Source organism: Agrobacterium tumefaciens str. B6, from assembly GCF_001541315.1.
GTDB lineage: Bacteria > Pseudomonadota > Alphaproteobacteria > Rhizobiales > Rhizobiaceae > Agrobacterium > Agrobacterium radiobacter.
Map to the genome: position 1 here is coordinate 140,256 of NZ_LMVK01000034.1, position 14,569 is coordinate 154,824.

The following is a 14,569-nucleotide window of genomic DNA, read 5'->3' on the forward strand; positions in this document are numbered from 1 at the left end:
ACCGCCTTAACAAGCTGCCATATAACGGCACTATAATACATCTTGTTCCGGAAGAAAGCAGAGGCGGCGAACGGAGTCTCTCAAGCGGCTCTGCGTCTTTGTTTCAATACGGTCAGAAACAGGAAGGCAAACACGAGAGCGCCGGCGGAAAGGGCCGCAAAACCGGCTTTGCCATCACCAAAAGCAACCTCATGCATGAGGCGACCGGGAACGAAGGTGAAACCTCCGGCAACAACGATGCCGCCGAGATAAACGCTCTGCATGATGCGCATATGGCGTCTGATATCGCCGCGCCGGGCGAAATAGACCGATTGCAGACAGCCATAGAGGGTGAAGGCCGAGAGCAGATGGATCGGGCTGAAACCGTAAAACACCCTCAATTCATGGATGAAGAACGTCGAAACGGAAGTCGTGACCATCAGCATCACCCAGATCTTGCCGAGCAGCCGGTGGATGGCGGTTCCCTTGCGGCGCAGGAAGATGAAGGCGCCGAGAATGGCTGCGGGCACGACGGTGGCGACATGGAATTGCACGGCGAGCGGTGCGTCTAACAATGGCTGGAATGACATGGTTGCTGTTTCGGCTCGGTTGAAATCACCGGCAATTTCGGCAAAACATGCGCTCAAGAAAAACGGATTGACGCCAACCGCAGGAAAACTTCGTGGATCACCCGTATCTGCAATCCACGCTTCGTGAAATGCACGCCGTCCTGCAATCGCGCAGGCTGTGGCTGACATTTCTCGCCGTGCTGGCGATCTTCATCGTGACCGGGCCTTTCGGGACGAGCGAAACCATGAGTTTCGCCGACCGGCTGCTTTACTGGACAATCATTCAGGCCGGCGCCTGGACATTCGCGATATCCTTTTCCATCATCGCCAACAGCATCCTCGCCGGCCGCATCGGAAACATGCTGGCGCGCATGATGATCGGTTCGCTGACGGCGGCCCTGCCGATCGGGCTCCTGCTTACCGTCACGAACCGGGTATTTTCAGGTAAGGAAATGGGTTTCGGCCCCTTTTTAGAAAGCAGCCTGTCGGCCCTGCCTCTCTGTGCCATCTTCTGCCTGCTGAGTTATCTCACTACCGGCCAGTCGCTCGAAACAACGGCCAACGCCGTTACGGACACAGACGATGATACCAAGCGTGAGGTGAAAGGCGTCGCGCCGCTGCTGGAGCGGCTGCCACCGCTAAAGCGCGGAGAATTGCTGCGGCTTTCGGTGCAGGACCATTATACGCAGATCGTCACCACGCGCGGGCATCAGCTCGTTCTGCTGCGTTTTGCCGATGCGCTGAAAGAAATTGGCGAGACGCAGGGCTTGCAGGTACACCGGTCGCACTGGATCGCCGATGCCGATGTCGTCGCGCTGCGTAAACAGGCGGGTCGTCTACTTCTCATGACAAGGGACGGTTCGGAAATCCCCGTCAGCCGCTCTTATAATGCAGCGGCGCAGGCCCGTTTTGCGGCCCTTGCCCCAGCCCGTTAAGAGTTTCTGTCGATTCCGGAATTTATGGGGTTCCGTTCTCAAAAACATTTGCCTATAAGCCGCTTCTAGCCTGAAAACTTTGAATTGCGCGCCCCGGCCGGTGATCCTTCACCCTGGCTGGTGTTTTGCGCAACCAAAAAGCGGAACGAGAGAGCCCATGCCGAAGCGCCAAGATATCAAGTCCATCCTCATCATCGGCGCGGGACCGATTGTCATCGGCCAGGCATGTGAATTCGACTATTCCGGCACGCAGGCCTGCAAGGCGCTTAAGGAAGAGGGTTACCGGGTCATTCTGGTCAACTCCAACCCGGCCACCATCATGACAGATCCGGGCCTTGCCGACGCCACTTACGTTGAGCCGATCACGCCTGAAGTCGTCGCCAAGATCATCGCCAAGGAGCGCCCGGACGCGCTTCTGCCGACCATGGGCGGCCAGACCGCGCTCAACACCGCGCTTTCTCTCAAGCGCATGGGCGTTCTCGACCGCTACAATGTGGAAATGATCGGCGCGAAGCCCGAAGCCATCGACATGGCTGAAGACCGCGCCCTCTTCCGCGAAGCGATGGCACGCATCGGCCTCGAAACGCCGAAGTCCATGCTCGCCAATGCGACCGAAATCAAGGACGCCGACCGCAAGAAGCACGAAGCCGCCCGCACTGAACTGAAGGGCAAGCTTTCCGGCCCCGATCTCGACAAGGCGCTGGACGACCTCGAAAACCAGTGGAACCTCGGCGAAACCGACCGCAAGCAGCGTTATATGGCGCACGCCATGGCAATCGCCGCCCAGGCCATCGACCATGTCGGTCTGCCCGCCATCATCCGCCCGTCCTTCACGCTCGGCGGCACCGGCGGCGGCATTGCCTATAACCGCTCGGAATTCTTCGACATCGTCTCCGGCGGCCCCGACGCTTCGCCGACGACAGAAGTTCTGGTCGCAGAATCGGTTCCCGGCTGGAAGGAATATGAGATGGAAGTGGGCCGCGACACCGCGGACAATTGCATCATCATCTGCTCCATCGAAAACAGCGATCCGATGGGCGTCCACACGGGCGATTCCATCACCGTTGCGCCGGCGCTGACGCTGACCGACAAGGAATACCAGATCATGCGCAACGCCTCCATCGCGGTGCTGCGCGAGATCGGCGTGGAAACCGGCGGCTCGAACGTGCAGTTCGCCGTCAACCCGAAGGACGGCCGTCTCGTCGTCATCGAAATGAACCCGCGCGTCTCGCGCTCTTCGGCTCTCGCTTCCAAGGCCACCGGCTTCCCGATCGCCAAGATCGCCGCCAAGCTCGCCATCGGCTATACGCTCGACGAGCTGGAAAACGATATCACCGGCGGCGCGACGCCTGCCTCGTTCGAACCGTCGATCGACTACGTCGTCACCAAGATCCCGCGTTTCGCCTTCGAGAAGTTCCCGGGCGCCTCGCCGATCCTCACCACGGCCATGAAGTCCGTCGGTGAAGTCATGGCCATCGGCCGCACCTTCGCAGAATCGCTGCAGAAGGCGCTGCGCGGCATGGAAACCGGCCTCACCGGTCTCGATGAAATCGAAATCCCCGGCTTTGAAGAGGGCGAAGGCTCCAAGAACGCCATCCGCGCCGCCATCGGCACGCCGACGCCGGATCGCCTGCGCATGGTCGCCCAGGCGCTGCGCATGGGAATGACGGAAGAAGAAGTCCACGAAAACTCGAAGATCGACCCCTGGTTCATCGCCCAGTTCAAGGCAATTGTGGACATGGAAGCCCGTGTCCGTGAGCAAGGCCTGCCGCAGGACGCAGAGAACCTGCGCATGCTCAAAGCCATGGGCTTTTCCGACGCCCGCCTGGCAATTCTGACGGGCAAGCGCCCGAAGGAAGTGGCCGAGCTGCGCAACAGCCTCAATGTTCGCCCGGTCTTCAAGCGCATCGATACCTGCGCGGCAGAATTCGCCTCGCCCACCGCCTACATGTATTCGACCTATGAAATCCCCTTCGTCGGCGCCGCCCGCTCTGAAGCGCAGGTTTCCGACCGCAAGAAGGTCGTCATCCTAGGCGGCGGTCCGAACCGTATCGGCCAGGGCATCGAGTTCGACTATTGCTGCTGCCATGCTGCCTTCGCGCTGAAGGATGCAGGCTTCGAAGCGATCATGATCAACTGCAACCCGGAAACGGTTTCGACCGACTACGACACTTCCGACCGCCTCTATTTCGAACCGCTGACGGCCGAAGACGTGATCGAGATCATGCGCGCCGAACAGGAAAAGGGCGAACTGGTCGGCGTCATCGTGCAGTTCGGCGGCCAGACGCCGCTGAAGCTGGCCGAAGCGCTGGAAAAGAACGGTATCCCGATCCTCGGCACCGCGCCTGACATGATCGACCTTGCCGAAGACCGCGACCGTTTCCAGAAGCTGCTGATGAAGCTCGACCTCGCCCAGCCGAACAACGGCATCGCCTATTCGGTTGAACAGGCGCGCCTCGTCGCTTCGGAAATCGGCTTCCCGCTGGTCGTGCGTCCTTCCTATGTTCTGGGTGGCCGCGCCATGCAGATCATCCATTCGGAAGGCCAGCTCCAGACCTATCTGCTCGACACGGTTCCGGGCCTCGTGCCAGAGGACATCAAGCAGCGTTACCCGAACGACAAGACCGGCCAGATCAACACCCTGCTCGGCAAGAACCCGCTTCTGTTCGACAGCTACCTGACCAACGCCGTCGAAGTCGACGTCGATGCACTGTGCGACGGCGAAAACGTCTTCGTGTCGGGCATCATGGAGCACATCGAAGAAGCCGGTATCCACTCGGGCGACTCGGCCTGCTCGCTGCCTTCCCGTTCGCTGAGCAAGGAAACCCTCGACGAGCTGGAACGCCAGACGACGGCGCTTGCAAAGGCGCTCAACGTCGGTGGCCTGATGAACGTTCAATACGCTATCAAGGACGGCACGATCTACGTTCTCGAAGTCAACCCGCGCGCCTCGCGCACGGTGCCCTTCGTTGCAAAAACCATCGGTGCGCCGATCGCCAAGATCGCTGCCCGCGTCATGGCCGGCGAGAAGCTTGATGCGGCGATTGCCGCCTATGGCCAAAAGCCTGATCCGCGCAACCTGAAGCACATTGCCGTCAAGGAAGCCGTATTCCCCTTCGCGCGCTTCCCGGGCGTCGACATCCTGCTCGGACCGGAAATGCGCTCGACCGGTGAAGTCATCGGCCTCGACACGGATTTCGCGCTGGCCTTCGCCAAGAGCCAGCTCGGCGCCGGCGTCGATCTGCCCCGCTCCGGCACGGTCTTCGTTTCCGTGCGTGACGACGACAAGGAAGGCGTTCTGCCGGCCATCCGCATTCTGGTGGAAAGCGGCTTCAAGGTTCTCGCAACCGGCGGCACCCAGCGTTTCCTTGCTGAACAGGGCATCAATGCCGAAAAGATCAACAAGGTGCAGGAAGGTCGTCCGCATATCGAAGACGCCATCCGCAACCGTCAGGTCCAGCTGGTCGTCAACACCACCGACAGCAACAAGGCGATCTCTGACTCGAAGTCGCTGCGCCGCGCGACGCTGATGCAGAAGGTGCCTTACTACACGACGATGGCCGGTGCGGAAGCAGCAGCCCTTGCCATCAAGGCGCTGAAGGCCGGCAATCTGGAAGTGAAGCCGCTGCAGAGCTACTTCAACTAAGCTTTCTGCGGGAGAAGCCCGCAAGATTGAAACCAAAACGCCGCGGATCCCCATGTCCGCGGCGTTTTGCATCGCGTAATCCCGCTGCAATCCGTTTCGGGTAGCAAAAAGACATCATCCCACGCGAGGCCCATGATGTCTTTTCCTACGCCTGAAAAATCCGCTTCCGCCATCGGTCGCATCATTTCCCTGAACTTGAAGCTGCAGGGTTAACTCATGGCTGGACGTCCGCCAGGCCCGGAGCGCGTGGCTTTTCCGCTGCGGATCGAACCCGCGATATTGAATCAAATCCGCCACACCGCGAGCGATGAACTGCGCAGCATCAATGCCCAGATCGAGATATTGCTGAAAGAAGCCTTACGGCATCGCGCCGCGATGGATACGAGCGCGCCAAGAGGCTGAACCGCAAGCTGTCAGCCGCAGAAACGAGGATGCCCCTAGGCGGCCATCGCCTCGCGAACGCAATTGCGCCCTTCGGTCTTCGCGCGGTAAAGCGCACGATCCGCCATTTCGGCAAGCGTCTGGAGATCGCAGCGCATGTCGCCGGTGGCGGCAACGCCGATGCTGATCGTCACTCCGACACGCAGACCGCCGCAGTCGACCTCGCTGACCGCAATCGCATCGCGAATACGTTCGCCGATCATGCAGGCCTTGTGAACGCCGGCGCCAGGCAGATAGATGATGAATTCCTCACCACCGTAACGCGCCAGCACATCCCCACCACGAATGCTACCGCCAATGCGCTTTGCCACTTCCTGCAGCACGCTATCGCCGACGGCGTGGCCGAAACGGTCGTTGATCGACTTGAAGTGATCGATATCGAGCAACATGGCCGCGTCGGCGGGATGAGGCGTCGCGGGCATGGTCTGGAAGAAGAAGCGCCGGTTCTTAACGCCGGTCAGGGGGTCCGTATTGGCAAGAACCAGCAATTTCCGTTCCGACCGCTCGGCAACCAGCATCATCACGAACAGGGCGATCGCGAAGTTCAGCATGATGATGAAGAAAAACGCATTGACCAGATTGGGGGTGGCATAGCCGGGAAAAAGCACGCTTTTCATCACCGCCAGCGAAATGAGACCGGAGACGCCAGTAATCGCACCCAGCGCCAGACGGGAAAGCAGCGGCTCCCTGCGCCATCCGGCAAAAAGCACCAACGCCCCGGCGATATAGGCCAGCGACGCGCAGCCATTGAAGAGCGCCGCGCGAAGCGCATTATTGTCCGCCACCTGATGCGCGACGACCATCGTCAGCACGGCGATAAAACACAAAAAGGATAGGATTCGCCGGTCGACAGCGCGTCCGTCGCTCAACGTCTTCAAGCCGAGCCAGATCAGCGCATAACCCACAACACCAAAAACGACACTGCCCAGTTGCCATAAAGCCGGCGACAATATTCCCCATTCTCCGTAACCGGCAAGCGTGGAGCCAATCGCCATCGTCGCAAAACCCGCCGCGAGAGGAATGGGACCGCGCAAATCGCGATTGGTCATTTTCAGGTAGATAAAACTCAAAAGCCCAACGATGTAGGAACACTTTTGCATCAATATGACTGTCGTAAGGTCGAGCTCACCCAACATGATTTGTCCATATAAATTCGGAGGACTTAATTATAATATTAAGTATAAAATTTTAATAAAAATAACATATAAATAATCCATAAATTATACTACTGTAAGTTAATATTCGCCTATTGAAATAAATCTCCAATCGCAGATAGAAATCTATTCGAACGCTCTAATAAACTGCATATCCTTTGTGAATTTTGCCATTTCCGCCTCTTTCGCCTGCGTATCGACAAGGCGCAGTAGATAGGACGGGTGCACGGTGACAAAAAGCGTCCGGCCCTCCTCCATTGGTAAAGGACGCCCCCGTATCTCCGTGACCTTTTCCTTGCCGCCGGTCAGCGCATAAAGCGCCGTTGCGCCCATGGCAACGATCAGTTTTGGCCGAACAAGCGCGATTTCCTGATTGAGCCACCAGCGGCATTGCTCCACTTCGCCCGCATTCGGACGCTGATGAATGCGCCGTTTGCCGCGCGTTTCGTATTTGAAGTGCTTGACGGCATTGGTGACGTAAAGCTTTTTGCGTTCGATGCCGATTTGGGCGAGAGTCCGGTCAAAGAGCTGGCCGGCCGGGCCGACGAAAGGTTTGCCGGCGAGATCCTCGTGATCGCCCGGCTGCTCGCCCACGATCATGATGTTCGCATCTTCCGGGCCAGAGCCGAAAACCGTCTGCGTGGCGTTGCAATGCAGGGGGCAGCGGGTGCAATGGCCCGCCTCCCGCGCCAGCGACGCGAGCGTACCATCCGGCGCCGGTTGCGGCGTCTCCCGTGCAGCGGCCGCAGCCTGCAGGCGGTGGTGAAACGGCTGCGGCTGGCTTGCCGCTTTGGCGGCCATCTCCAGCACCCGCGCCTCTGCTCCGAGAACCAGACCGGGAATAAGATCGGCTTCCGGCAGGTTCTTCCAGTATTTCTTTGGCATCTCCGCCGTCATGGCTTTGATCTTCAGGCGGGCCGGATTGAATATATTGGCATAATAGGTCCGCCAGAGTTCATCCGTCTCGTCCGTCAGATCAGGCTTTTCCGCCGCTTCCCGCGATGTCTCCAGCGCGTTTCCGTCCCACCGTGCAGAGCCCTTCGGCGTGGCGATCAGCCAGTCCATGTCGGTAAACCGCCGCTGGAAAAACGCGGCCGTGCGCTCGACGATGAAATGGTCAGGCTCAAACCAGGCAATAAACCGCCGCCGCCCGCCCTGCCCCTGAGGCAAGGGCACTTCCTTGAAACGGACAAAAGCAGTCATCTTGTGACAATCGCGTCTGACGGATTTCTCAAGCAGCCGGACCTCTGAAACATCCGGATCGGACTTGAACTGCAACAGTGCGCGACCCTCCCTCAGCCGCCACAACAGCCGGTAAAGCAGTGCAAAACGGCCTGCATCGCCATGACAGATGACGGCCTGCGCCAGCGCCACGAACGAAGCTGGAACAGAAACCTGCCCGGACCCAGAACCGGCCGCCGGCAAGGGCTCGCCGGCAAAATCCAACAGCCCTGCCCCGTCATCCCGCAACCGCCAGTCAATCATCTCGGGTCGAATATCGGCGGCAAGCGCCGCGCGGGCGGCATCGCGCCACTCGCCGAAATCACCCCGCCCTTCCAGAACCGGGCCGTACATCACAGGAGCGACAATTGCTCGGGCTGCGGCGCAAACATCGCCCGCAAATCCGGCCGCTCGGTCACCTTGCCCGGCGGCCACCCCTCTGCGACGATGAAGGCCTTCCCCTTTTTCCGGGAAACCCCAAAGCGGGCGATACCCCCCAGCCGCAACCGCCGGAACCGTCGCGACGACAGAATGGATGCGACCGTTCTCGTCCCGAAACCGGGCACGCGCCGCCGCGTTTCCCGCTCCGCCACGTTGACGTCCACAGGGAACCGCGCGCGATGCTTCAGCGCCCAGGCGAGCTTCGGGTCGATATCGAGATCGAGCATGCCATCGCCCCCGATCGCGGTTATCTCACCGATGTCGAAGCCATAAAAGCGATACAGCCAGTCGGCCTGATAAAGCCGGTGTTCACGCATGAGCGGCGGCTTGATGAGCGGCAGGTTCTTCGACGAATCCGGAATGGGGCTGAAGGCCGAATAATAAACGCGCCGCAAACCGTAGCTGCCATAAAGCCGGGCGCTGGTGGAGAGAATGGTGCTATCGTCTGCGCCATCGGCCCCCACGATCATCTGCGTGCTCTGACCGGCCGGCGCAAAGCGCCTGGTCTTGCGTGTCCGGACGGTCGGCTCCCCCGCCTCCTCGATCTTCAAACGGATATCGGCCATGGAGCGGCGAATATTGGCGGGCTGCTTTTCCGGCGCGAAACGGCCAATGCCGCTATCGGTCGGCAATTCGATATTGATCGAAAGACGATCCGCATAAAGCCCCGCCTCCTCGATCAGCCTGGGCGACGCTTCGGGAATGGATTTCAGGTGGATATAGCCGCGAAAACCATGGGTAACGCGCAGTTCACGCGCCACGCGCACCATCTCTTCCATCGTGTGATCGGAGGAGCGGATGATGCCGGAGGACAGGAACAGCCCCTCGATATAGTTGCGCCGATAAAACTCCAGCGTCAGCCAAACCACTTCTTCTGGCGTAAACCGCGCTCGCTCGACATTGCTGGAAGAGCGGTTAATGCAATAGGCGCAATCATAGATGCAGAAATTGGTCAGCAGAATTTTCAGGAGCGAAATGCAGCGCCCGTCCGGCGCATAGGCATGGCAGATGCCCGACCCTTCCGTGGAGCCCAGACCGCCTGACGCTGCGGAGTTGCGTTTTGTCGTGCCGCTCGATGCGCAGGAGGCATCATATTTCGCCGCGTCGGAGAGAATGGCCAGCCGTTGCCTGATCGACTTCTTCATAGCTATGTTCACTATATGTTCCATTGAAGAATGTCAATAATGGCAGTCAAGCCTTTGATTGAATGAGGAAATACTCACACCTCAAATTTGCTGGCATTTCGCTGTCGTCTTCTGATATAGTCGGCTCAGTTATGATTTTGGCATGGTTCCGGAGTTCCTCTCCGGAACCTGTTTCTTTTTGTGTCTGCAAGTAAAGCGACCGGAATGCGAAGGATAAAAAAATGGTAGAAAAAGTACCGATGACTCAGGGTGGATTCGTAAAGCTGCAGGAGGAGCTGCGCTTTCGCCAGCAGGAGGAGCGTCCCCGTATCATCGAGGCAATTGCGGAAGCGCGCGCCCATGGCGACCTTTCGGAAAACGCCGAGTACCATGCTGCCAAGGAAGCCCAGAGCCACAATGAAGGCCGCATCACCGAACTCGAAGACCTGACCGCACGCGCGGAAGTCATCGACCTGTCCAAAATGTCCGGTTCCAAGATCAAGTTCGGCGCCACCGTCAAGCTGATCGACGAAGATAGCGACGAGGAACGAACCTACCAGATCGTCGGCGACCAGGAAGCCGATGTGAAGGCTGGCCGCATCTCCATCTCCTCGCCGATTGCCCGCGCCCTGATCGGCAAGGAAGTCGGCGACAGCATCGAAGTCAACGCGCCCGGCGGCGCCAAGGGCTACGAGATTCTCGCGGTACAGTGGGGCTGATTGCCCCGACGTGCAATGCGCCCCACGCGGGCGCATTGTTTTTTGACGTATTGAATCTCCAAACCAGCCGCAGAGACGGAAGCCCATCTTGTCCCACGTCAGTCTGAAAGATGTGCAGGTGCTTGCGCCGAACTTCAAGCGCAGGCTCTCCGGCGTCACCTCCACCATCGTCCAGCTGATACCGGTGCAGAACCGGCTGAGACAGAAGGTGGCCACCATCGGCCCCGGCCTGCCACCGCATCTGCCGCATGTGCGCTTCCGCGATCTGTGGCGGCTCTGGCAGAATGGCCCTGTCGGCAGCCCGCGCATCTGGCATGCCCGCCGCAATCTCGAAATGTTGCCGGGTCTTCTGATGCGTGATGTGCTGCGCATGAAGGTGAAGCTGCTCTTTACCTCCGCGGCACAGAGGCGGCATTCCGCCTATACCCGTTTTCTGATTTCGAAGATGGATGCCGTGGTTGCGACCAACGCCCGCTCCGGCTCGTTCCTGGAAGTGCCCCATCGCGTCGTCATGCATGGCGTCGATACCGACCTTTTCCACCCGGCCACCGGTCCGGAAGATACGATCGCGGCAACCGGCCTGCCGGGCCAATATCTGATCGGCTGTTTCGGACGCGTGCGCCACCAGAAGGGCACCGATCTATTCGTGCGCGCCATGATCGAACTTCTGCCCAACCATCCGCAATGGACAGCCGTAGTGTCCGGCCGCGTCACGGCGGAACACAAGGCCTTCGGTGATGCGCTCAAGGCCGATGTCGCCGCAGCCGGCCTTGCCGACCGCATCGTATTTCAGGGCGAAGTTGACGACATCAAGCCCTGGTACCGGCGGCTGACGCTCTATGTCGCCCCATCCCGCAATGAAGGTTTCGGCCTGACACCGCTCGAAGCCATGGCCTCCGAGACGGCCGTTGTCGCCAGTAATGCCGGCGCTTACGAGGAAATGATCTCCACGGGCGAGACCGGGGCGGTTGTCGATGCGGGTGACTATGCCTCGCTGAGAGACGCGATAAAGACCTATCTCGCCGATCCTGCTCTGGCCAAAGCCCACGCAAGCGCTGGACTTGCGCATGTGCGCAGCACTTTTCCGCTGGAAAAAGAAGCGACAAGTCTCGGCGAAGTCTATGAGGCGTTGCGGCGGGGGGAATGCCCCCCGAAGCCGACAAAAAGCCGGCCGATCAGATTTCCACCAGACCGACGCGCTTGACCTGACGGATGGTGAGCATGGTGCGCACCGTATCGACATTTTCGTCCGCCGTCAGAACCTCGATGACGAAATCCTGAAATTCCGTCAGGTTCTTGGCGACGCAATGCAGCAGGAAGTCGCTTTCGCCCGACACCATCCAGGCCTGCCGCACCAGCGACCAGCCGGCGGTTGCCGCCGCAAAAGCCTTCAGATTGCTGTCCGACTGGCGTTTGAGACCGATCATGCAGAAGGCGACGAGGTCGAAACCGAGCTTCGGGGCGTTCAACATGGCGTGATAACCCTCGATCACGCCCGCCTCCTCCAGCTTGCGGACCCGCCTGAGGCATGGCGGCGCGGAAATACCGACCCTTTCGGCCAGTTCCACATTGGTCATGCGCCCGTCGCGCTGCAATTCGCGCAGGATTTTGAGATCGATGGCATCGAGTTCGACGCTGGTCACGGAGCAGTACCTCGTTAAGCTGGAGAACTTCCTTGTACTATTCGGCGCGGGATTCGCAACATTATGCCGCCGCCCGGTCACAAAATTGCGCGCGCATCCACAACTGCCTTGTTGGTAACGCAAGGCTGCCCTTGAATAAAGACACTAGACAACCTTAAATACCGGGCAATGAAGGGGTTGTGGCCTGTCCGCCGTGTTGCGGCTGGAAGGTCTTGCTGCTGAAAGGCCCCGCTACCGTAAAAAGGAATGTTTCCATGTCTGCCCGCCATACCAAGGTATTGATCATTGGCTCTGGTCCCGCCGGTTATACCGCGGCGATCTACGCGGCCCGCGCAATGCTGAAACCCGTGCTGATTGCCGGCATGGAACAGGGTGGCCAGCTGATGATCACCACCGATGTCGAGAACTATCCGGGCTTTGCCGATCCGATCCAGGGCCCTTGGCTGATGGATCAGATGCTGAAGCAGGCGACCCATGTGGGTGCGGAAATCGTCAGTGACCTCGTCACCGAAGTTGAAACCAATGTACGGCCTTTCGTGGTCAAGACCGATTCCGGTCAGGTCTGGACCGCCGACACGCTGATCATCGCAACCGGCGCCAAGGCCAAGTGGCTGGGTATCGAGAGCGAACAGCATTTCCAGGGCTTCGGCGTTTCCGCCTGCGCCACCTGCGACGGCTTCTTCTATCGCAACAAGGATGTGATCGTGGTCGGCGGCGGTAACTCCGCCGTGGAGGAAGCGCTCTATCTCGCCCATATCGCTAAATCTGTGACCGTCGTGCACCGCCGCGACAGCTTCCGCTCGGAAAAAATCCTTCAGGAACGGCTGTTCGCGAAGGAAAACGTCAAGATCCTGTGGAACACGGAAATCGCCGAAATCACCGGCGCTCCCGCCAAGCCGCCAATGCCGCCCTCCGTCTCGGGCGTGAGGTTGCGTGACACCAAGACCGGCGCGATCAGCGACACGCCGATCGACGGCGTCTTCGTCGCCATCGGCCACGCGCCGGCGGTTGAACTGTTCAAGGGCAAGGTGAAGCTCAAGGACAACGGCTATATGTGGACCGCACCCGATTCCACCGCAACCGATGTTGAGGGCATTTTCGCTGCCGGCGACGTCACCGACGACATCTACCGTCAGGCAATCACCGCCGCCGGCATGGGCTGCATGGCCGCCCTCGAAGCAGAACGGTACCTCACCGCGCAACAACCGCTCGCGGTAGCAGCGGAATAACCGAAAGGCAGGATAGGCATGGCAATGCCATTGGACTGGGATAAACTGCGCATTTTTCATGCCGCAGCCGAAGCGGGGTCTTTCACCCATGCTGCCGACAAGCTGCATTTGTCCCAGTCGGCCATCAGCCGTCAGGTCAGCGCGCTGGAACAGGATGTCGGCGTCAAGCTGTTCCATCGCCACGCCCGAGGCCTGATCCTCACCGAACAGGGCGAGCTGCTTTATCGCACCGCCCATGACGTGCTGCTGAAGCTCGAAACCGTCAAGATGCAACTGACGGAGACGACGGAGAAGCCGAGCGGCAAGCTGCGCGTGACGACGACCGTCGGTCTCGGCCAGGGCTGGCTGACGGACAAGGTGCAGGAGTTCCTGCAGCTCTACCCGGAAATGTCGATCCAGCTCATCCTCGACAATGAGGAGCTGGACGTGAACATGCGCCACGCCGATTGCGCCATCCGCCTGCGCCAGCCGCAGCAGTCGGACCTCATCCAGCGCAAGCTGTTCACGGTGCATATGCACGTCTATGCCGCGCCGTCCTACATCAACCGTCACGGAGAGCCGCAGTCGATCGAGGATCTCGACAACCACCGCATCATCTCTTTCGGCGAGCCGGCGCCCAACTATCTCCTTGATGTCAACTGGCTGGAAAATGCCGGACGGTCTTCCGACAATACGCGCACGCCGCATCTGCAGATCAACAGCCAGACATCGATCAAGCGCGCCTGCCTGTTGGGAATCGGCATCGCCTGTTTGCCTGACTATATCGTCGGGCGCGATCCCGGCCTCATCCAGCTGTCGCTCGCCGCAGATATTCCGTCATTCGATACCTACTTCTGTTATCCCGACGAGATGAAAAACGCTGCAAAGCTGAAAGCCTTCCGCGACTTCATCGTCGCCAAGGCGCGGAACTGGAACTTCTGACGTTAAAATAGACGGTGCTTGGCTATCGCGCTTTAATTTCAACAGCTTACGCAAAGCGTTGCGTGAGCGGAATGCTTGCGCTCTCCGGCAGCATTGCACATAAAATATACCGGAAATATCGAGGGCTGCGTGGTACGCATGCCTGACCTGCACAAAAAAGAGTTGTTTCGTGCACAAAAAAGCACCATATCGCTCTCAGCTGATGCACACGGTGGCTTTTCCTCCCAGTTCCACCGCATCAGCTGTTCCCCTCTGGAGGTTTTTGACCTTCACACTTAAAGGGCCCTGGATCTATCCGGCGGCCCTCTTTTTTTACCCGCAAGAATTTTCTCCAAATTGGCGAAATATCGCATGATGCAACCTTGTTTTGCATTATTGCCGCTCCCATATTTTAGTTGGCTGTCACGCTCGCCCAAGGCACGCGACAGCTGTTCCCCTCTGGAGGTTTTGACCTTCAAACTTGTCAGGCCGCGGAGACATCCAGCGGCCTTCTTTTTTGGAACCGCCTGCCCACTCCCCACGGTCCTCACAGAGACGTGACTTGTAT

At 59.2% G+C, this 14,569-nt stretch carries 12 protein-coding genes; 7 read left to right on the forward strand and 5 right to left on the reverse strand.

Going from position 1 to position 14,569, the window contains the following annotated elements:
• Nucleotides 1-80: 80 nt before the first annotated feature.
• Complete coding sequence (locus ASB65_RS19775; RefSeq protein ID WP_060725259.1) at nt 81-569, reverse strand: DUF2306 domain-containing protein; 489 nt, start codon at nt 567-569, stop codon at nt 81-83.
• Nucleotides 570-661: 92 nt separating this feature from the next.
• On the opposite strand from ASB65_RS19775, the gene ASB65_RS19780 reads away from it, so the two are divergent.
• The 3 genes from ASB65_RS19780 to ASB65_RS19790 all read left to right on the forward strand — a co-directional run bounded on the left by ASB65_RS19780 (nt 662) and on the right by ASB65_RS19790 (nt 5,531).
• Nucleotides 662-1,483 (forward strand): LytTR family DNA-binding domain-containing protein, encoded by an 822-nt coding sequence (locus tag ASB65_RS19780; protein WP_060725131.1) that lies wholly within the window; start codon nt 662-664, stop codon nt 1,481-1,483.
• A gap of 157 nt (nt 1,484-1,640) precedes the next feature.
• Nucleotides 1,641-5,129 carry a carbamoyl-phosphate synthase large subunit gene (gene carB / locus ASB65_RS19785; protein WP_060725132.1) on the forward strand — a complete coding sequence of 1,163 codons (3,489 nt, stop codon included), beginning with the start codon at nt 1,641-1,643 and terminating at the stop codon, nt 5,127-5,129.
• Nucleotides 5,130-5,345: 216 nt separating this feature from the next.
• A complete protein-coding gene (locus ASB65_RS19790; protein WP_035212676.1) occupies nt 5,346-5,531 on the forward strand; it encodes a hypothetical protein in 186 nt (61 codons plus the stop codon).
• Between the two features lie 35 nt (nt 5,532-5,566).
• Here ASB65_RS19790 and ASB65_RS19795 read toward each other — a convergent pair whose 3' ends face one another.
• The 3 genes from ASB65_RS19795 to ASB65_RS19805 form a co-directional block, all read right to left on the reverse strand.
• Nucleotides 5,567-6,706, reverse strand: a complete 1,140-nt coding sequence (locus tag ASB65_RS19795) for a GGDEF domain-containing protein (RefSeq protein ID WP_060725133.1) — start codon at nt 6,704-6,706, stop codon at nt 5,567-5,569.
• Between the two features lie 144 nt (nt 6,707-6,850).
• Nucleotides 6,851-8,299 (reverse strand): UdgX family uracil-DNA binding protein, encoded by a 1,449-nt coding sequence (locus tag ASB65_RS19800; protein ID WP_060725134.1) that lies wholly within the window; start codon nt 8,297-8,299, stop codon nt 6,851-6,853.
• Nucleotides 8,299-9,531, reverse strand: coding sequence for a putative DNA modification/repair radical SAM protein (locus tag ASB65_RS19805; RefSeq protein ID WP_060725135.1), 1,233 nt, complete (start codon nt 9,529-9,531; stop codon nt 8,299-8,301). Before ASB65_RS19805 ends, ASB65_RS19800 begins: the two co-directional genes overlap by 1 nt.
• 221 nt (nt 9,532-9,752) lie before the next feature.
• On the opposite strand from ASB65_RS19805, the gene greA reads away from it, so the two are divergent.
• Both greA and ASB65_RS19815 read left to right on the forward strand, forming a co-directional pair.
• Nucleotides 9,753-10,229, forward strand: a complete 477-nt coding sequence (gene greA, locus ASB65_RS19810; protein WP_004430419.1) for a transcription elongation factor GreA — start codon at nt 9,753-9,755, stop codon at nt 10,227-10,229.
• 88 nt (nt 10,230-10,317) lie between these two features.
• On the forward strand, nt 10,318-11,433 hold the full coding sequence (locus ASB65_RS19815) for a glycosyltransferase family 4 protein (protein WP_245301399.1): 1,116 nt from the start codon (nt 10,318-10,320) through the stop codon (nt 11,431-11,433).
• Here ASB65_RS19815 and ASB65_RS19820 read toward each other — a convergent pair.
• Nucleotides 11,405-11,872, reverse strand: a complete 468-nt coding sequence (locus ASB65_RS19820) for an Lrp/AsnC family transcriptional regulator (protein WP_004430414.1) — start codon at nt 11,870-11,872, stop codon at nt 11,405-11,407. The two genes, ASB65_RS19815 and ASB65_RS19820, sit on opposite strands and share 29 nt — an antisense overlap.
• Before the next feature lie 254 nt (nt 11,873-12,126).
• Between ASB65_RS19820 and trxB the strand changes: the two genes are divergently transcribed.
• A complete protein-coding gene (gene trxB / locus ASB65_RS19825; RefSeq protein WP_004430412.1) occupies nt 12,127-13,101 on the forward strand; it encodes a thioredoxin-disulfide reductase in 975 nt (324 codons plus the stop codon).
• Between the two features lie 24 nt (nt 13,102-13,125).
• Nucleotides 13,126-14,022: a LysR family transcriptional regulator VtlR gene (locus tag ASB65_RS19830; protein WP_020011327.1), complete on the forward strand. Its 897-nt coding sequence runs from the start codon at nt 13,126-13,128 to the stop codon at nt 14,020-14,022.
• Nucleotides 14,023-14,569 lie beyond the last annotated feature (547 nt).